This is a genomic window from Promicromonospora thailandica, from assembly GCF_024171955.1.
Classification (GTDB): domain Bacteria; phylum Actinomycetota; class Actinomycetes; order Actinomycetales; family Cellulomonadaceae; genus Promicromonospora; species Promicromonospora thailandica.
Genome location: NZ_JAMTCS010000001.1, coordinates 226,371 through 245,929 on the forward strand (window position 1 = coordinate 226,371; position 19,559 = coordinate 245,929).

Below are 19,559 nucleotides of genomic sequence, written 5' to 3' on the forward strand. Positions count from 1 at the left end.
TCCGGGTCAGGCGAGGCCCGCGCGGCGCAGGGCGTCGGCCATCGCGGTGTCGGCCGGGGCCGGGCGGGCACCGCGCCCACCGCCGCCCTGCCTGCCCTGACCCTGACCGCGACCACGGTTGCCGCGGCCGTCACCGCCCCGGCCGTCCCCGCGGCGTCCGCCACCCTGGCCCTCGCCCGAGCCCTGGCCACCGCGAGCGCCCGACGTCCGCCCGCCGGGGGCGGAGCCCACCTCGTCGTCCAGGCGCAGCGACAGCGAGATGCGCTTGCGCTGCAGGTCGACGTCCATGACCTTGACCTTGACGATGTCGCCCGACTTCACGACCTCGCGTGGGTCGCTGACGAAGTTCTTCGACATGGCCGAGACGTGCACGAGGCCGTCCTGGTGCACGCCGACGTCGACGAACGCGCCGAACGCCGCCACGTTGGTGACCTGCCCCTCCAGCACCATGCCGGGCACGAGGTCGCCGAGCGTCTCGACGCCGTCGGCGAAGGACGCCGTGGTGAACGCCGGGCGCGGGTCGCGGCCGGGCTTCTCCAGCTCGGCGAAGATGTCGGTGACCGTGGGCAGACCGAAGGTCTCGTCCACGAAGTCGGTGGGCCGCAGGGTGCGCAGGGCACCGCCGTTGCCGATCAGGGCGGGCACGTCGGCGCCCGACGCCGTGACGATGCGCCGGGCCAGCGGGTACGCCTCGGGGTGCACGGACGACGCGTCGAGCGGCTCCTCGCCGCCCGTGACCTTGAGGAAGCCCGCGCACTGCTCGAACGCCTTGGGGCCCAGGCGCGGCACGTTCTTCAGCGCCGACCGGGAGGGGTAGGGGCCGTTGGCGTCCCGGTAGGAGACGATGTTCTCCGCGAGCGTCGAGGTGATGCCCGAGACCCGCGAGAGCAGCGGCACCGACGCCGTGTTCAGGTCCACGCCCACGCCGTTCACGCAGTCCTCCACCACGGCGTCCAGCGACCGCGACAGCTTGCTCTCGGTGATGTCGTGCTGGTACTGGCCCACGCCGATCGACTTGGGGTCGATCTTCACGAGCTCGGCGAGCGGGTCCTGCAGGCGGCGCGCGATCGAGACGGCGCCGCGGATGGACACGTCCAGGTCGGGCAGCTCCGCGCTCGCGTAGGCGGACGCCGAGTACACGGACGCGCCGGCCTCGGACACCACGGCCTTGGTCAGGCCGAGCTCGGGCACCTTCTTCATGAGGTCGGCGGCGAGTCGCTCGGTCTCGCGCGACGCCGTGCCGTTGCCGATCGCGACCAGGTCCACGTGGTGCTTCTGGGCGAGCCGGGCCAGCACGGCCAGGGACTCGTCCCACCGGTTGGCGGGGGCGTGCGGGTAGATGGTCGCGTGCTCGACGACCTTGCCCGTCGCATCGACCACGGCGACCTTCACGCCGGTGCGCAGGCCCGGGTCCAGGCCCATCGTGGCGCGCGTGCCGGCCGGCGCCGCGAGCAGCAGGTCGCGCAGGTTGGCCGCGAACACGCGCACGGCCTCGTCCTCCGCCTCGGAGCGCAGGCGCAGCCGCACGTCGATGCCGAGGTGCACCAGGATCTTGGTGCGCCACGCCCAGCGGACCGTGTCGGTGAGCCAGCGGTCGGCGGGGCGGCCCTGGTTCGCGATGCCGAACTGGTGCGCGATGGTGGCCTCGTACGACGTCGGCACGCCGGGCTCGATGCCCTCCTCCGGCTCGATCGTCAGGTCCAGCACGTCCTCCTTCTCGCCCCGGAACAGGGCGAGCACGCGGTGCGAGGGCAGGCTGGACAGCGCCTCGGAGAACTCGAAGTAGTCGGAGAACTTGGCGCCCTTGTCCTGCGCGCCGTCGCGCACCGCGGAGAGCATGCGCCCGCGCTGCCACAGCCGCTCGCGCAGGGTGCCGATCAGGTCGGCGTCCTCGCCCATGCGCTCCACGAGGATCGCGCGGGCGCCGTCGAGGGCCGCGGTGGTGTCGGCCACGCCCTTGTCGGCGTCGACGTACGCGCCCGCGGCCGCGGCCGGGTCGAGCGACGGGTCGCCCAGGAGCGCCTCGGCGAGCGGCTCCAGGCCGGCCTCGCGTGCGATCTGCGCCTTGGTGCGCCGCTTGGGCTTGTACGGGAGGTAGATGTCCTCCAGGCGCGACTTCGTGTCCGCCGACAGGATCTGGGCGCGCAGCTCGTCCGTGAGCTTGCCCTGCTCCTCGACCGAGCTCAGGATCGCCGCGCGCCGCTCCTCGAGCTCGCGCAGGTAGCGCAGCCGCTCCTCCAGCGTGCGCAGCTGGGCGTCGTCGAGCGTGCCCGTGACCTCCTTGCGGTAGCGGGCGATGAACGGCACGGTCGCGCCGCCGTCGAGCAGGTCCACCGCCGCGGACACCTGCCCTTCCCGTACGCCCAGCTCCTCGGCGATCCGCCGGTTGATTCCTGCCAACGTCTTCCTACCTCACATGTCGTGTCGCACGCGCCGGGTGGTCCGGACAGATTGTGCCCGGCACCACCGACATCTGTCGCATCCGCCCGCCCGTGTCAGAGGTCCAGGTCGCCCGGGTGACCCGCACGTCGGACACGGGAGCGGGTGCAAGGGGTGGGGGCGTCGGGACACAGGCACGGTGAGACCCCGCGCCGGTGCGCGGCCCCGGCCCCAGGAGGAACCCGTGCAGCGTCCAGCTCACCGTGCCACGACCGCCGGCGCGGCCGCCGCCGTCGCCCTCGCCCTGGCCGCCTGCGGCCCGGCCGCCGACGAGGGCCTGCTGCCGTCCGACGCCGAGCGCGCCGTCGTGCCCCTGGCCGACGCGCCCGCGACCGCCGGCGCCGTGCCGGCCACCGAGCACCTGGGCCTGCTGGCGCTGCGCACCGCCGCGGAACCGGACGAGGACGCCCTGGTCTCGCCCGCGTCGCTGTCCCTCGCGCTGGCGCTGCTCGCGGAGGGTGCGCGGGGCGAGACGGCCGCCACGCTCGACACCGCGCTCGGGGCGGCGGGCCCGGAGCGCACGGCGGCGTACAACGCCCTGGCGGGCGCGCTCGCGGAGCACGACGGCGACCCCGCCGTCGTACGCGACAAGGACCTGCCGGACCGTCCGCTGCTGCACCTGGCGAACCAGGCCGTGCTCGACGACGACCTCGTGGTCGAGCAGGACTACGTGGACGCCCTGACCACGTCCTTCGGCGCGGGGATCCAGCGCACCGACCTGGACAGCGGTGCAGGCAAGGCGCTCCTGGACGCCTGGGTCGACGAGCACACCGGCGGCCTGGTCGAGCGGTCCGCGATCGAGCCCGACGGCGCCCTGCGGCTCGTGCTGCAGAACGCGGTGCTGCTCGCGGCCCGCTGGGAGACCCCGTTCGAGCGGGACCTGACCACCGACGTCGACTTCACCGGGCCGGCGGGGACCGAACCCGTCGAGATGGTGCGGGGCACGCAGCCGTGGGCGTACGCGGCGCGGGACGGGTGGGCAGCCGTGCGGCTGCCGTACGACGAGGCGTTCCACGCGGACGTGCTGCTGCCGCCGCCCGGCACCGACCCCGCCGAGGTCACCACCGACACCCTTGCCGCCCTGACCGGCGCCCTGGACGCCGAGTCCCCGCGCGCGGTCGAGCTCACGATGCCGACCCTGGAGATCGAGCCGCCCGCGCTGGACCTGGCGCCCGTGCTGGAGCAGGCGGGGCTCGGCGGCCTGTTCGGCACCCCGGACCTGTCCGGTGTCACGACGGCCGAGCCGCTGCGGCTGAGCCAGGCCATGCAGCAGGCCTACCTGCGCCTCGACGAGGAGGGCACCGTGGCCGCGGCCGTCACCGAGCTCGGCGTGGAGGCGGCGGGCGGGGTGCCGGAGCAGGCGGTCCCGATGCTCGTCGACCGGCCGTACCTGCTCCGGATCGCCCACACCCGGACCGCGTTGCCCCTGTTCCTGGCCGCCGTGCGCACGCCCGCACACTGATTCGTTGATGATTCATTGACCGGGGCACCGGCCACCACTAGCGTGCGCAGCACAAACGGGTGAAACCGGATTCGAGCGGACACCCCTTCACAGCAGGAGGTACTCCGTGGCGCTGTCGTTCCTCGACCGCGAGCACACGGTGGCCACGCCCGGCTACAGCCGGTGGCTCATCCCGCCGGCGGCGCTCGCCATCCATCTGTGCATCGGCCAGGCCTACGCGACCAGCGTGTACAAGAACGCGCTGGTCGCCCACTTCGACTCGAGCCTGACCGCGATCGGCGTCATCTTCTCCATCGCCATCGTCATGCTCGGCCTCTCGGCGGCCGTCATGGGCACGTGGGTGGAGCGCGTGGGCCCGCGGGCCGCGATGTTCACCTCGGCCTGCTTCTGGGCGGCGGGATTCCTGGTCGGTGCGCTCGGCATCGCGACGTCGCAGCTCTGGCTCGTCTACCTGGGTTACGGGTTCATCGGCGGCATCGGCCTCGGCATCGGCTACATCTCGCCGGTGTCCACGCTGATCAAGTGGTTCCCGGACCGTCCGGGCCTGGCCACGGGCATGGCGATCATGGGCTTCGGCGGCGGCGCCCTCGTCGCGTCCCCGCTGTCCCGCCAGCTCATGGCGGTCTACGACAGCGGGTACGACCCGGCCGACCCCACCTCCGTGGCCTCCGGCAGCGCCGTCACCTCCCTGTTCGTGACCCTGGGCATCGCCTACTTCCTCGTCATGATGCTGGGCGTGTTCACGGTGCGCGTGCCCGCGCCGGGCTGGATGCCCGCGGGCTTCGACGCGAGCTCCGTGGCGGCCCGGCCCATGGTGTCGACGGCGAACGTCTCGGCCGCGAACGCGATCCGCACCCCGCAGTTCTGGCTCCTGTGGACCGTGCTGTTCTGCAACGTGACGGCAGGCATCGGCATCCTGGAGCAGGCCGCGCCGATGATCCAGGACTTCTTCCGCGACGGCGGCACGTCGTCCGTGGCGCCGACGACGGCGGCCGGGTTCGTCGCGTTCCTGTCGCTGTTCAACATGGCGGGACGGTTCGCGTGGTCGTCGACGTCGGACTACATCGGCCGCAAGCCCACGTACGTGATGTACCTGGGCGTCGGCATGGTGCTGTACGTGCTGCTGGCCACGGTGGGCAACCTGTCCACGGTGATCTTCGTGCTGGTGGCGGCCGTGATCATCTCGTTCTACGGGGGCGGTTTCGCCACGGTGCCCGCCTACCTGCGCGACCTGTTCGGCACGTTCCAGGTGGGCGCCATCCACGGCCGCCTGCTCACCGCGTGGTCCGCCGCGGGCATCGCCGGACCGCTGATCATCAACGGGTTCCTCGACGCGCAGGGCACGCCCGGCGAGCTCGTCGCCGCCGACTACCGGCCCGCGCTGTTCACCATGGTGGCCGTGCTGGCGGTCGGCTTCGTGGCCAACGCCCTGGTGCGGCCCGTCGCCGCACGGTTCCACGAGCCGGCGGATCCCGCCGGTGAGCTCGCCGAGGGGAAGGTGTGAGCATGCCTGAGCAGACATCCGGGCAGCCCGGCAACCAGGTGCCACGGCTGGTGGTGACGTGGCTCGTCGTGACGGTGCCGCTCGCCTACGGCCTGTTCGAGACGATCCGGGGCGTCATCCCGCTGTTCACGTCGTAGCGGCCGGGGCGGCCCCGCGCGTGGTACATCCTGGACCAGGCGGGGCCGTCGCGGGATCGACGGCGGCCGCCGCTCAGCCCAGCCGGTCCGCGCGGGTGTAGACGTTCATCGAGTCGCCGCGCACGAACCCGAGCAGGGTCACGCCGCTCTCCTCGGCGAGGTCCACCGCCAGCGTGGACGGCGCCGAGATGGCGGAGAGCACCGGGATCCCCGCCCGCGCGGCCTTCTGCACCAGCTCGAACGACGCCCGCCCGCTGACCTGGAGCACCGTCCCGGCGGCGGGGAGGACGCCGTCCCGCAGCGCGGCGCCGACCACCTTGTCGACGGCGTTGTGCCGGCCCACGTCCTCGCGCACGTACAACGCCTCGCCGTCCGCCGTGAACAGGCCCGCGGCGTGCAGGCCGCCGGTGCGGTCGAAGGCGCGCTGCTGCTCGCGCAGCAGGTCGGGCAGGGCAGCGATCACCTCGGGGTCCACCACCACAGGGTCGGCGGCGACCGGCCAGCGCAGGCCGGCCAGCACCTCCACGACCGTGTCCGAGCCGCAGACGCCGCACGCGCTCGTCGTCGCGAAGGCGCGGGCCCGCGGCGGCTCGACGCCCCGCGCGAGCACCACCTCGACGGTGTTGTCCTCGTCGGGGCACAGACGCATCGCCACGATGTCCGACGGCGCAGCCACCGCACCCTCGGAGACCAGCCACCCCGCCACGAGGTCGAAGTCGTGCCCGGGGGTCCGCATGGTGACGGTCAGCGTCTCACCGGCGCCGGCCGCGGAGCCGTCGGAGGCAGGGCCGCCGACCGGAACCACCGGGCGTACGGGCCCCACGGTGCCGACGGGCACGAGCGGCGCACGCGACCGCGCCACGGCCGGCACGAGCCGCACCATCAGGGGTTCCTCGACGGCGAGCGTGTCGGGGCGCTGCGCACGGTTGCCCTGCCGGACGCGGACCACACGACGTCGGTCGGTGACGACTCCCATGCCGCAAGTCTCGCACCCGCGCCCGCCGCCCTGTCCAGCCCCGCGCACGTCGGTCCGCGTCCGTGAGCTCGGCCCTTCGCCCCGGTCGGAGCCGGGTGTTCGGTCCCTTGCCCTGAGATCGGTCGTTCGACCGACCGATCTCGGGGCAAGGGACCGAACACCGCACGCCAGGAGATGCAAGTGACCGATATGTCATACCTCCACACCGGGGTGAAAGCGGCGTAGTGTCGCCCGTGTGACCGACGTGAGCGACGCAGCCCGCACCGACGCCCCCGAGCAGAGCCTGCGCATCGGACCACCGAAGACGACCGCCGCGGGCGTGCCCGGCGTGGTGCACGGGCTCGCCCACGTGCTCGACGAGGCCGGCGTCGCGCGCGGCCTGCGCACGCTCCCCATCCTGAACCAGCACGGCGGCTTCGACTGCCCCGGCTGCGCCTGGCCGGAACCGGGCAAGCCCCACGTCGCGGAGTTCTGCGAGAACGGCGCCAAGGCCGTCGCGGAGGAGGCCACCCGCCGGCGGGCGGACGCCGCGTTCTTCGCGGAGCACCCGATCTCGGAGCTCGCCACGTGGACCGACCACCGGCTCGGCAAGTCCGGGCGCCTCACGGAGCCGATGCTGCGCGAGGAGGGTTCGGACCACTACCGCCCCGTCTCCTGGGACGAGGCGCTCGACCTGGTCGCCACGGAGCTGCGCGGCCTGGACTCGCCGGACGAGGCCGCGTTCTACACCTCGGGCCGCACCAGCAACGAGGCCGCGTTCGTCTACCAGCTGCTGGCCCGCAAGCTCGGCACCAACAACATGCCAGACTGCTCGAACATGTGCCACGAGTCGTCCGGCACGGCGCTGACGGAGACCCTGGGCATCGGCAAGGGCAGTGTCTCGCTGGAGGACATCACCGACCACGCCGACCTGGTGGTCGTCGTCGGCCAGAATCCCGGGACCAACCACCCCCGGATGCTCACCGCGCTGGAGCACGCCAAGGAGCGCGGGGCGCGCATCGTCGCCATCAACCCCCTGCCCGAGGCGGGCCTGCAGACCTTCAAGAACCCGCAGCGCGTCAAGGGTGTGGTGGGCCCGGGCACGAAGCTGGCCGACCGGTTCCTCCAGGTGCGCCTCGCGGGCGACCTGGCCCTGTTCCAGGCCGTCAACCGCCTGCTCCTGGAGGCGGACGACGACGCCCGCACCGCCGGCCACCCGGGCGTGCTGGACCACGCGTTCATCGCCGAGCACACCTCGGGCTTCGAGCACGCCGCCGCCGCGTGGCGCGCCCTCGACTGGGCCGACGTCGACGCCGCGACGGGTCTCGACCGGGCCGAGATCGAGGGGTTCGTCGAGGACGTGCTGGCGGCGAAGAACGTCGTCGTGTGCTGGGCGATGGGGCTGACCCAGCACAAGCAGTCGGTCGCCACGATCCGCGAGGTCGTGAGCTTCCTGCTGCTGCGCGGGAACGTCGGCCGGCCCGGTGCCGGCGCGTGCCCCGTGCGCGGGCACAGCAACGTGCAGGGCGACCGCACCATGGGCATCTGGGAGCGGCCGACCCCCGCGTTCCTCGACGCGCTCGGCGCCGAGTTCGGCTTCGAGCCGCCCCGCGCGCACGGCTACGACGTCGTCGACACGGTGCGCGCCCTGCGCGACGGGAAGCTCAAGGTCTTCATGGCGGTGGGCGGCAACTTCGCGTCGGCCACGCCGGACAGTGCCGTCACCGAGGCCGCGCTGCGCGAGGTGCCGCTCACGGTGCACGTGTCGACCAAGCTCAACCGGTCGCACGTGCTGCCCGGCCGGCGGTCCCTCGTGCTGCCGTGCCTGGGCCGCACCGAACGGGACACGACCGGCGGGCGCGAGCAGGTGGTCACCGTCGAGGACTCGATGAGCGTGGTGCACTCCTCCCGCGGGCGGCTGGCCCCGGCGTCGGCGTCCCTGCGCAGCGAGACGGCGATCCTGTGCGACCTGGCGCGGCGCACGCTCGGGGCCGACGACCCGACCCCCTGGGAGGAGTTCGCCGGCGACTACGCGCGCATCCGCGACTCGATCTCCCGCGTGATCCCCGGTTTCGAGGACTTCGAGCGCCGCGTGGCCGAGCCGGGCGGATTCGTGCTGCCCCACCCGCCGCGCGACGCCCGCGTCTTTCCCACCACCACGGGCAAGGCGAACTTCACCGTGAACGAGCTCGAGGTGGTGCGGGTGCCCCAGGGCCGCCTGCTGCTGCAGACGGTGCGCTCCCACGACCAGTTCAACACCACGGTCTACGGCCTGGACGACCGGTACCGGGGCGTGAAGAACGGGCGCCGGGTGGTGTTCGTGCACCCGGACGACCTGGCCGCGGGCGGGTTCGCGGACGGCGACACGGTCGACCTCGTCAGCGAGTGGCCGGGGGCGGACGGCGAGGTCGCCGAACGCCGGGCCGAGGGGTTCCGGGCCGTGCCCTTCCCGACGGCGCGCGGCTGCGCCGCGGCCTACTTCCCCGAGACGAACGTGCTCGTGCCGCTGGACCACACCGCCGAGCAGAGCAACACCCCGGCCTCCAAGTCGGTGCTGATCCGCCTCGAGCCCGCCCGCTGACGTGACCGGGGTGCGGAGGGCCGTCGTGGCCGGGTGGAACGGGTTCATCGGGCGTGCGCTCGTCGCCGACCTCACGGGCCGCGGGTACGACGTCGCGCGCGTGGGCCGGTCCGGCCCGGACGCGCGCTGGTCCGACGGGCCGGACGCGCTCCGCGACCTCGTCGACGGCGCCGACCTGCTGGTCAACCTCGCGGGCAGGAGCGTGGGCTGCCGGTACACCGACGCCCACCGCGACGAGATCCTGCGGTCGCGGGTCGAGACCACCCGGCAGCTGCGCGAGGCCGTCACGGCGTCGGCCCGGCCGCCGCGGCTCTGGCTCAACGCGAGCACGGCCACCATCTACCGCTACGCGCTCGACCGCCCGCAGACTGAGGACGACGGCGAGCTGGGCACCGGCTTCTCCGTGGACGTCGCGCGGAGCTGGGAGCGCGAGCTGTTCGCGGGCGACCTGCCCGGCACGCGCCGGGTCGCGCTCCGGATGGCGATCGTGCTCGGCGGCCCGGCGTCCGACCTGCTGGCGCGCGTGGCGCGACTCGGTGTCGGCGGGCCGCAGCTCGACGGGTGGTGGTTCGGGCACCGCCGCTACCGCGGCATCGGCGAGGACCCGACGGGCGGTCCCGTGCCCGTGCACCACAGCCAGGGCCGGCAGAAGTTCTCGTGGATCCACGTCGACGACGTGCTGCGGGCCGTCCGGTTCCTGGAGCAGCACGAGGACATCTCCGGGCCGGTGAACCTGGCCGCGCCGCACCCCGTCGACAACCGCACCCTCATGGCCGAGCTGCGCCGCGTGACCCGCATGCCGATCGGCATACCGGCGCCCCGCTGGCTGCTGGAACCCGCCCTGTGGGTGCTGCGCAACGAGGCCGAGCTGGTGCTCAAGAGCCGCTGGGTGCTGCCGGCGCGGCTGGAGTCGGCGGGCTTCGCCTTCCGCTGGCCGCACCTCGCCCCGGCCCTCGACGACGTCATCCCCCGCTGAGTGCTGGGTATCCGCCCTTCTCGTGGACGAGAAAGGGCGGATACCCAGCACTCAGCGGACGGGGGGTCGGGTCAGTGGGAGACCGCCTTCTCCGCGCCCGCGCCCGTGAGGGAGCGGACCTCCATCTCCGCGTACTTCTCGGGGTGCGACCGCTCCTTGCTCAGGAACGTGCCGACGATGCCGAGCACGAACGCGAGCGGGATGGTCACGATGCCCGGGTTGTCGAGCGGGAAGAAGTGGAAGTCGATGGCCGGGTTGCTGATCATCGACTTGCTGAGCCCCGTGACCGGGTCGGCGGGCTTGCCCGACACGACCGGCGAGAAGATGATCAGCACGACCGTCGAGATCAGGCCGCCGTAGATGCTCCACAGCGCGCCCGACGTGTTGAACCGCTTCCAGAACAGCGAGTAGATGATGGTCGGCAGGTTCGCGGACGCCGCGACGCAGAACGCCAGCGCCACGAGGAACGCGATGTTCTGGCCGTTGGCGAAGATGCCACCGAGGATCGCGATGACGCCGATCACGACCACGGTCCAGCGGGCGACGCGGACCTCGCCGTCGGCCGAGACCTGCCCCTTCTTGATGATCGAGGCGTAGATGTCGTGCGAGAAGCTCGCCGCAGCGGTGATCGTGAGGCCCGCCACCACGGCGAGGATCGTCGCGAACGCGACCGCCGCGATGATGCCGAGCAGGATCTCGCCACCGAGCTCGAACGCGAGCAGCGGCGCCGCCGAGTTCTGACCGCCCGGGGCCGCGAGGATCGCCTCGGGACCCACGAGGGCGCCGGCGCCGTACCCGAGCACCAGGGTGAACAGGTAGAAGATGCCGATCAGCCAGATGGCCACGACCACGGACTTCCGGGCCTCCTTGGCCGACGGCACCGTGTAGAAGCGCATGAGCACGTGCGGCAGACCCGCGGTGCCGAGCACCAGGGCCAGCGCCAGGGAGAGGAAGTCGAGCTGCGAGAGCGCGGACGCGCCGTACTGCAGACCCGGCTCGAGGATCGCCTCGCCCTTGTCACCGGACATGTTCACGGCCTCCTGCATGACCGCGGACAGGTTGAAGCCGTGCAGCGCGAGCACCCAGATCGTCATGGCGCCGGCGCCCGCGATGAGCAGCGTCGCCTTGATGATCTGCACCCACGTGGTGCCCTTCATGCCGCCCACCAGCACGTACAGGATCATGAGGGCGCCGACCACGGCGATGACCAGGCCCTGGCCCGCCTGGTCGGTGATGCCGAGCAGGAGCGCCACGAGGCCGCCCGCGCCGGCCATCTGCGCCAGCAGGTAGAAGAAGACGACGGCCAGCGTCGACAGCGCGGCGGCCATCCGGATCGGCCGCTGCTTGAGGCGGAACGACAGCACGTCGGCCATCGTGAACTTGCCGGTGTTGCGCAGCAGCTCGGCGACCAGCAGCAGGGCGACGAGCCACGCCACGAGGAAGCCGATGGAGTACAGGAAGCCGTCGTACCCGTTGACGGCGATGGCGCCGGCGATGCCCAGGAAGCTCGCCGCGGACAGGTAGTCGCCCGCGATGGCCGTGCCGTTCTGGGTGCCGGTGAAGCTGCGCCCGCCCGCGTAGAAGTCGGCGGCGCTCTTGTTCTGCCGCGACACCCGGAAGACGACGATGAGGGTGACGACGACGAACGCGCCGAAGATGCCGATGTTGATCCAGGTGTTGCCGACGTTCGTCGCCGCGGCGGCCATCACGGTCCCGTTCACAGCTGACCCCCCTCGATCTCCTCGCGCAGGGCCTGCGCCCGGGCGTCGAACTTGTTGTTCGCCCACCGCGCGTAGAGCGTGGTGATCACGAACGTGGACACGAACTGCAGCAGCCCGAAGACGAGGCCCACGGTGATGGTGCCTGCCACCCGGATGCTCATGAACTCGTGCGCGTACGTGCTCATCAGCGCATAGAGCAGGTACCAGACGAGGAACAGCGCGGTCATCGGGAAGACGAAGTTCCGGAACGCCCTGCGCAGGCTCTGGAACTCCTCCGAACGCTCGACGCGTTGGTAATCGGTTTCGACAGGCCCTGAAGCCCCTACGTCAGTCATGACGCCTCCATTGGCTCACGGGGCGCGCGCTCTGCTCGCGGCCCGGTGCGCTCTTCGCACCCGGGGTCAAATGTGCCGTACTTCACATGCCGGGGGCAAACAGATCCCACGGTGGGTTGACTGACTTGACCAACTCGTTATACCCGGCTCGGAGGGGGCCTCCACGAAGGAGAACCGGCTGGTCAGCGCCGCACGTACGTGAGGTCGGTGATCTCGCGCCCCGCCCGGTGCGCCTTGCGCTCGAACCCCGTCAGCACCCGCCGCTCGAAGCGCGGCGCGCGGCCGCCCGCGCCGTGCGCGTTCTCCAGGTGCTCGTGCGCGTCCAGCACCTCGAGCATCTGCTCGGCGTACTCGGCCCAGTCGGTGGCGAGGCGCAGGGTCCCTCCGGGGCGCAGCACCCGCGCCGCGAGCCCCGCGAACTCCGCGGTGACCAGGCGCCGCTTGTGGTGGCGCGACTTGTGCCACGGGTCCGGAAAGAAGACCCACAGCTCGTCCACGCCCCCGGCCGGGAGGGTCGTGGCCAGCAGCTCCGCGGCGTTGGCCTGCACGAGCCGCAGGTTGGGCAGCCCCTCCCGGCCCTGCTCGGCGCCCGCCCGTTCCGCGCTCGCGATGGTGTGCGCGAGCCCGGGCTGGTACACCTCCACGGCCAGGTGGTCCCGGTCGGGATCCGTGGCGGCGGCCTCGACCACGGCGTCGCCCATGCCCGACCCGACCTCCACGACCAGCGGCGCCGCACGCCCGAACACCGCCGCCGGGTCCAGCACGAACTCCGGGTCCACGGACGTGCGCGCGACGGCCCGCGGCACGTCGATCAGGTAGGCGTGGTGCCGCGCGGCCCACATCCGCTTCTGCCGGTCCGTCAGGCGGCCCGACCGGCGCACGAACGACACCGGCTTGGTGCGGAACCCGGCCAGCTCAGGACGGTCGGCAGGGTCCGCGGGCTCGGGTGCGGCGTCGGGCTGGACGGGTACGGGCTGACTCACACGCACGATCGTACGAGGTGTCGCCCGGTCAGCTCGCCCGCACCTCGTCCGCCAGCATCGCCGTCGCCTCGGCCGGGTCGAGGTCACCGACCAGGACGCGGAGCGTCAGCCCGTCGGCGAGGGCCAGCAGGCGCCGGGCCTGGACCAGGGCCGGGTCGCCGGCGGTGCCCGGCGGTGCGGACCCCGCGCCCGCCGCGCGGATCAGGCGGGCGCACTCGTCCTCCGCACCCCGGCGGGCCTCGGCGAGCACCTGCCGCACGGCGTCGTCGTTGATCGACCTGGCGACGTAGGCGTACCAGACGCTGACGCCGGCCCGCCCGGCGTCGTCCCGCGGGATCTGCTGGCTCACCACGTGCAGCAGGCGCTCGCGCGGCGGGGCCTGCTCCGTCTCGAGGTAGCCGCCGTAGGCACTGTCGACCAGGGCCGTGCAGCCGGCCAGCACCAGGGCCTCCTTGGTGCCGAAGTAGTGCTGGATCCGACCCGTCGAGACGCCGGCCGCGGCCGCCACGTGCCGCAGGCTCACCCCCTCGATGCCCTGCTGCGCGATCACGAGCCACAGCGCGTGGACGATCTGGGTCCGGCGCTCTGCGTGGTCGACGATCCGCGGCATGCGCGCAGTTTAGCAATACGTTCGCATCGCAACCTGTTACGATGCGAACGTATTGCAAAACGTCCGGAGGAGATCCCGATGCGCACCGACACCCCACGCCGTCGCTGGCCCGTCGCCCTGCTGGCCGTGCTCGCGGCGGTCTCGACCGGCGGCCTCGTGCTGCTCGTCGCGGCCGGCGGGCCCGGGGTGAACCACTTCCGCACCGCCGAAGGCCGCGCGGCGTACGAGGAGGCCTACGCGGCGGCCATGGCGGGCCTGCCCGAGCCGACGGCGACGCACGACGTCGCGACCACCTTCGGCACCGTCCGCGCCTACGCCTGGGTCGACGAGGAGCACCCGGACGCCACGCCCGTCGTGCTGCTGCCGGGGCGGTCGGCGGCCGTGCCGATGTGGGCCGACAACCTGCCCGACTTCGCCCGGCACCGCACCGTGTACGCCTTCGACACGCTCGGTGACACCGGCCTGTCCGTGCAGACGCTGCCCCTGGCGGACGTCGGCGACTCCGCCCGCTGGGTCGACGAGGCCATGCAGGCCCTGGGCATCGAGCGCGCCCACCTGCTCGGCCACTCCCAGGGGGGCGGCCTGGCGGCGGCCGTCGCCGTCCGCCATCCGGAGCGGCTCGCGAGCCTCACGCTCCTGGAACCGGTGCTCACGCTGGGCGTGCTGCCGATGTCGACGATCCTGTACTCGATCCCCGCCTCGCTGCCGTTCGTCCCCGAGGCGTGGCGCGAGGCGGCGCTGAACCGCATCGGCGGCGTCGAGCCGGAGGAGGTGGACCCCGACGACCCGCTGGCCCGGCTCATCACGGAGGGCTCGCGGCACTTCGCGTCGTCGTCGCTGCCCAACCCGGTGCCGCTGACCGACGACGAGCTGCGCGGCCTGGACATGCCCGTCTACGTGGGTCTCGCGAGCGACGGCTCCCTGTCCGGCGGCGACGCGGCCGAGCGCGCGACCCTGATCCCGGACGCACGGGTGAAGGTCTGGCCGGACACGACCCACTCGCTCCCGATGCAGGCCGCCGATGCCCTGGGCGCAGACCTGAAACAGTTCTGGACCACGAACGACCCGTCGCCACGCTGATGCGCTCGCCGAACGTAGGAGTTGTCGGCGCATGATCCGTCATGCGCCGACAACTCCTACGTCCGGCGGGTCACTGTCCCAGGAGGCGGGTCGTCAGCCAGTAGAGAGCCGTCGCCGCGATTGCCGTGGTGGTCACCGCTAGGGCCCAGCGGGCCACGCGCGGGGTTCGGGTGCGGAGCAGCGCCAGCAGCGGGAACGCCACCGCGACGATGCCGAGCTGCACCGCCTCGATGCCCACGTTGAACGACAGCAGCGACCACAGCAGCGTCCACGACCACGCCGCGTCGATGCCGAGCGCCCCGGCGAACCCCAGGCCGTGCACCAGCCCGAACACGAACACGACCGGCAGGCGCCACCGGTCCCAGGCGGTGCGCTCCTCGCGGACGGCCGGCGCGCGCAGGCGCAGCGCGTCCCGCACCGACCCGTGCACGGTCGGGCCCCGTCGCACCTGCCCCAGGTCCACGAGCGCCACGACGGCGATCGACGCCGCGATCACCGGCTCCACCACCGCCGCGGGCACCGAGACCACACCCAGCGCCGCGAGCAGGAACGTGACCGAGTGCGCCACGGTGAACGCGGTCGCCGTCCAGACCACGTCGCGCAGCCGGCGCGTGCCGATCAGCAGCGCCAGCAGGAACAGCACGTGGTCCGCCCCGAACAGCAGGTGCTCGCCGCCCAGCACGAAGAACTCCCCCATCTGCCGCAGCAGCCGGTGCTCCCCCGTGGTCAGGGTCGGCGACGCCGCGGTCAGCACCGCGGAGCCCTCCTCCTCGTCGAGCGCGTAGCGGACGATCGTCTCGGTCGAGTGCACGAACGACTCGGCGTCCGGGAACAGGGCGCTGGAGATCTCGTGGGTGCCCTCGGGCTCACCGGCGCACGCGAAGGCGTACGTGAGCGAGGCGTAGGCCCGCTCGCCCCGCTCCACCACGTCGACGTCCGCGAGCGCCGGGGTGCACGGCACGCCGTCGTAGGCGACTGCGAACCGGCCGGTGACGTACTCGTCGACGTCGTCCCGGTGCTCGTCGAGCTGCGCGAGCTGGGCCTCGCGGCCGGTGGCCTCGTACGCCTCGGCCCGGAGCCAGGCCGACTTCATGAGCAGGTCGTACTCGAGGTCCAGCACGGCGGACACGTCGGCCGTGCTGCCCGACGGCGCCGCGGTCACCTGGGCGTACACGTCGCTCGTCGCGTCGTGCGCCCACGCGACGGACCCTGCGACGGGGCTGCTCACCAGAGCGAGCAGCCCCGCCAGGGCCAGCGAGCGCCGGAGCGTCACCGGCGCGCCGTCGTGAACCACGCCGGCGACGCCGTCGCGGTGCCGCCCCCGGAGGTGCGGGCCGTGACGAACCAGGCGTAGGTGCGGCCGGGCTTGAGCCCGGTCCAGTGGACCGAGGCCGTCCGGCCGGAGGCCACGACGTCGCGCCCGATCTCACGCACGGGGTCGTAGAGGACCACCGACTCGGTGGCGAACGACGTGGTGCGGGAGGTCAGGTCGACCGGCAGCACCATGTTGTCCTCGCGGCCGTCGTACCGGTGCTCGGTGTCGTACTCGGTGGCGCCGAACTCACCGAGCAGCGGGGAGTAGGTGTCCACCGACATCTCGCCGCGGTCGACGTCGAACTGGAGCATGCGGAAGAAGGAGGCGCCGAGCTGGAGCTGGTCGGCCGGGTCGTAGCCGCCGATCCGGTCGAGCCCGACCCGGCCCGCGGCGACCGTGTAGAACTGGTAGTCCGCGAGCAGCTCGACCACGCCGCCGCCGATGTCGCCGATCACGGGCGGGCGCACGTTGGTGCCCACGCCGTGCCGGTGCCCGGCGAGCACGAGGAAGACGTTCGGGTTGTCCTTGACCAGCAGGTTGTAGAGCAGCGGTCCGTCGGACCCGCCGAAGGCGGCCCCGCGCCCGTCGGGCGCGGAGGACGGCTCGAGGTAGTCGTGGGTGAGCAGGATGCCGTTGCGGTCGGGGTACCGCTCGAAGATCGACGCCGCCCACTCGGCCTCGTCCCGCGTCACGCCGTAGGACAGGCCGACGGAGACGAAGTCGAGGCCGCCGGCCGAGAACAGGTCGTAGTGGTTCTCGTTCGAGCCGGGCTCCATGACGCCGCCGTACGAGGCGTTCTCCCAGCCCTCCGACAGCGCCTCGTACCGGTCCGGGCCGAAGTACTGGTCGTAGAGCGTCGGGTCGGTGCCGGACTGGTTGTCGTGGTTGCCCGCGACGACGCCGTTGGGGATGCCCGCCGCGTCGATCCGGCCCTGGGCCTGCGAGGCGAACTCGAGCTCACCGATCACCTGGTCCTCCATCTCGGGCGGGAAGGCCCGGATGTTGTTCTCGATGATGTCGCCGGTGTGGGCCACGTAGGCGATCTTGCGCTCGTCGGCGTTGTCGACGATCCAGTCCATGACGCCCTCGTAACCCTGCGCCCACACGGCGCGCTCCTCGGGCGTCTCCTGCTCGACGGCACCCTCGGACAGGTACTGCGTGTCGGTGTAGTGGACGATCGAGAAGTCGTAGTCCTCGGGGTCCTCGAACCGGTCGCCGTCGCCCGCGTCGATGTCGTCGGCGAAGGGGTCCTCACCGGTGACCAGCGCGTGCACGGTGCCGCGGTCCACGTGGTCCCGGGTGACGGTGCCCTCCAGGACCGTCGGGCCGTCGACGGCGCCGCGCGCCGCGGCGACGACGTCCCACGCGTCCGTGTCCGGGTTCCAGGCGCGCAGGGTGACCAGGCGGGCGGGGTCGGCGGTGCCCTCCCAGCGCAGCACGGGGGCCTCGACGTGGCCGCGGACGGGCACGTCGAACCGCTGGTAGGTCACGTCGGCCGACGCCGGCGCCTGCGCGGAGCGGCCGTCGCCGGGGGCCAGCGGCCTGGTGTCGATCTTCCGCTGCCCGCGCACGTCCAGCGTGGTGGGCACCTCGGCGGCGGTGCCCTGCCAGGCCTTGTTCAGGGTCAGGATCTCCGCGGCCGAGAACCGAGCGGTGACGCGGCCGCCGTCCGGCTCCGCGACCTTCGCCCGCAGCGTCGCGGTGCGTCCCACGCCGGAGGTGCCGGACGCCGGCGCGACGTCCGCGGGCACGTCCGGCACGCCGGCGCTCACGAACGTGACCTCGTGGGTCACCGCGTTGCCGAGGCCGTCCGTCGCCGAGACCGCGAGCGTGTGCTCGCCCGCGGTCAGGCCCGGACCCACGAGGTCGCCCACCGCGACCGCCGCGCCGTCGAGCGTGACGTCCGGGCCCTCGGTCACGCCGGAGGCGTCCTCGACCGAGACCGCGAGCGGCACGGCCGAGGTGAGCCGGTCGCCGTCGGCCGGTGTCGCGGAGACGAGCGCGGGGCCGGTGTTGTCGGTGAACAGGGCACGCGTGGCGGTCTCTCCCGTGGTCGAGGTCGCCGCGAGCTCGTGCTCGCCGTCGGGCAGCGTGGTGGTGTCGAGGTCGGCACGCAGGCCGCGCGCGGGCGCGTCGACCTCGAACGTCACCGTGATCTCGCGCAGCAGGTTCGCGTTCGAGCCGCACGTGCCGTCGCCCATGGCGTACGAGGGCTTGAGGCCGACGCCGGCCGCGGCGCCCGCCGCGGGCGTGAGCGCCAGGCCCGAGAGCGTGAAGTCGTCGCGGTTGCAGTCGTCCTGGAAGGTGCCGGTGACCACCCGGACCGTGTTCTCGCCGGGCCGCAGCCACTCGTTCGGGAACGTGACGTCGGCACGCTCGCTCGCGTACGAGCCGCCCAGCGGCGTCTCGATCCCGTTGACCACGAGCAGGTTGGCGGCGGCGCCGTCGACGGAGTTCGAGCCGACGTCGAACGAGAACGCCGCGTCGCCCGCGCCGAGGGTCTCGGTGGCGTCGAGCGGGTCGCCGTCGACCGTCAGCGCGGCCGTGGCACCCTCGCCGTCCGCGGGGCGCGCACCCGTGACGACGACGCCGCCGTGCGCCAGGGTGCCGTCGACCGGGGTGAGCAGCGGGGCGCCCGCCGGGGCGTTGTTCACCCGGACGGTGTGCTCCGTGGTGTCGCCCGAGGCGGTGCGCGCCTCGACCGTGTGCTCCCCGTTGGTCAGCGTGGTGGTGTCGAGGTCGGCGGCCAGGCCCGTGGTGCCCTGCGGGTCGCCCTGCACGAAGAACGTGAGCTCGGCACGCAGCAGGAGGCTCGTGTTGGAGCCGCAGCTCCCGTCGCCGAACGAGTAGGTGTACTCGTTCTCCTCGCCGTCGGCCAGCTCGCCGAGCGGGGCGAGCGTGAAGTCCGACAGCACGAAGTCGTCGTGGTTGGAGCCGCAGCTCGTCTCGATCGCCCCGACCACCACCTCGACGGTGTTCTCGCCGGTGACGAGCTGCTCGTTCGGCACCTCCAGCTCGACGCGCTCGCTCACGGCGTCGGGCAGGAGGATCGGCTCGCCGCCGTTGACCGAGACGTGGCTGCCGTAGCGCGCCTCGACGGAGTTGCTGCCCACCTCGTAGGAGAGCACCGACGTGCCCTGCGTCTCCGCGGCACCCGGCACGTCCGCGCCGTCGACGGTGAGCCGCACGACGTCGTCGCCCGGCGCCACCGGCTCGGCCGCCACGGGCACGGTGCCCTCGAGGAAGGCCCCGTCGCGCGGGGTCAGGAGCGGGCCGCCCGGGTCGGGCGCGGGCGCCGTCGTCCCGCCGGGCCGCGGGCCCGCCTCGGCGGGCGCGGCGGACGACGACGTCGCCGCCCAGCCCGTCGCCGCCAGCGTGACCGCCGTGACCGCCGCGACGAGACCGGCCTGCTGCCGTCGCCGCCGTCCGGCTCTCTCGTTCCTGGTGACTGGCCGCATGGC

14 protein-coding genes are annotated in these 19,559 nt (G+C 73.0%); 6 read left to right on the plus strand and 8 right to left on the minus strand.

Features of this window, described 5'->3' with window-relative positions; genetic code table 11:
• Positions 1–6: 6 nt before the first annotated feature.
• Positions 7–2,400, minus strand: a complete 2,394-nt coding sequence (locus APR03_RS01085) for a Tex family protein (RefSeq protein WP_253831922.1) — start codon at positions 2,398–2,400, stop codon at positions 7–9.
• A gap of 223 nt (positions 2,401–2,623) precedes the next feature.
• Here APR03_RS01085 and APR03_RS01090 point away from each other — a divergent pair, with 223 nt between their 5' ends.
• The 3 genes from APR03_RS01090 to APR03_RS24720 all read left to right on the plus strand — a co-directional run bounded on the left by APR03_RS01090 (position 2,624) and on the right by APR03_RS24720 (position 5,542).
• Entirely contained in the window at positions 2,624–3,901 is a 1,278-nt protein-coding gene (locus APR03_RS01090; protein WP_253831924.1) for a serpin family protein, read from the plus strand.
• A gap of 112 nt (positions 3,902–4,013) precedes the next feature.
• A complete protein-coding gene (locus tag APR03_RS01095) occupies positions 4,014–5,405 on the plus strand; it encodes an OFA family MFS transporter (protein WP_253832661.1) in 1,392 nt (463 codons plus the stop codon).
• A gap of 2 nt (positions 5,406–5,407) precedes the next feature.
• Complete coding sequence (locus APR03_RS24720) at positions 5,408–5,542, plus strand: MFS transporter small subunit (RefSeq protein WP_275976939.1); 135 nt, start codon at positions 5,408–5,410, stop codon at positions 5,540–5,542.
• Between the two features lie 73 nt (positions 5,543–5,615).
• Here the strand turns inward: APR03_RS24720 and fdhD are convergent, their stop codons facing one another.
• A complete protein-coding gene (fdhD, locus tag APR03_RS01100; protein ID WP_253831926.1) occupies positions 5,616–6,518 on the minus strand; it encodes a formate dehydrogenase accessory sulfurtransferase FdhD in 903 nt (300 codons plus the stop codon).
• A gap of 235 nt (positions 6,519–6,753) precedes the next feature.
• Between fdhD and APR03_RS01105 the strand changes: the two genes are divergently transcribed.
• The gene (locus APR03_RS01105) at positions 6,754–9,078 is read left to right on the plus strand and encodes an FdhF/YdeP family oxidoreductase (protein WP_372494723.1); all 2,325 of its coding nucleotides are present in this window, start codon (positions 6,754–6,756) and stop codon (positions 9,076–9,078) included.
• 25 nt (positions 9,079–9,103) lie between these two features.
• Positions 9,104–10,054 (plus strand): epimerase, encoded by a 951-nt coding sequence (locus tag APR03_RS01110; protein ID WP_253831928.1) that lies wholly within the window; start codon positions 9,104–9,106, stop codon positions 10,052–10,054.
• 71 nt (positions 10,055–10,125) lie between these two features.
• On the opposite strand, the gene APR03_RS01115 is transcribed toward APR03_RS01110, so the two are convergent.
• From APR03_RS01115 to APR03_RS01130, 4 genes are all read right to left on the minus strand, one after another.
• Positions 10,126–11,760, minus strand: a complete 1,635-nt coding sequence (locus tag APR03_RS01115) for a monocarboxylic acid transporter (protein WP_253832665.1) — start codon at positions 11,758–11,760, stop codon at positions 10,126–10,128.
• 11 nt (positions 11,761–11,771) lie between these two features.
• Complete coding sequence (locus APR03_RS01120; protein WP_253831930.1) at positions 11,772–12,110, minus strand: DUF485 domain-containing protein; 339 nt, start codon at positions 12,108–12,110, stop codon at positions 11,772–11,774.
• Positions 12,111–12,292: 182 nt separating this feature from the next.
• The gene (trmB, locus tag APR03_RS01125; protein ID WP_372494724.1) at positions 12,293–13,093 is read right to left on the minus strand and encodes a tRNA (guanosine(46)-N7)-methyltransferase TrmB; all 801 of its coding nucleotides are present in this window, start codon (positions 13,091–13,093) and stop codon (positions 12,293–12,295) included.
• A gap of 28 nt (positions 13,094–13,121) precedes the next feature.
• Entirely contained in the window at positions 13,122–13,703 is a 582-nt protein-coding gene (locus APR03_RS01130) for a TetR/AcrR family transcriptional regulator (RefSeq protein ID WP_253831932.1), read from the minus strand.
• 78 nt (positions 13,704–13,781) lie between these two features.
• Between APR03_RS01130 and APR03_RS01135 the strand changes: the two genes are divergently transcribed.
• On the plus strand, positions 13,782–14,783 hold the full coding sequence (locus APR03_RS01135; RefSeq protein ID WP_253831934.1) for an alpha/beta fold hydrolase: 1,002 nt from the start codon (positions 13,782–13,784) through the stop codon (positions 14,781–14,783).
• A 70-nt stretch (positions 14,784–14,853) separates the two neighbouring features.
• Here APR03_RS01135 and APR03_RS01140 read toward each other — a convergent pair whose 3' ends face one another.
• Positions 14,854–16,077: a HupE/UreJ family protein gene (locus APR03_RS01140; RefSeq protein WP_253831936.1), complete on the minus strand. Its 1,224-nt coding sequence runs from the start codon at positions 16,075–16,077 to the stop codon at positions 14,854–14,856.
• Entirely contained in the window at positions 16,053–19,556 is a 3,504-nt protein-coding gene (locus APR03_RS01145; RefSeq protein ID WP_253831938.1) for a metallophosphoesterase, read from the minus strand. The genes APR03_RS01140 and APR03_RS01145 overlap by 25 nt, the downstream gene beginning before the upstream one ends.
• Positions 19,557–19,559: the final 3 nt, after the last annotated feature.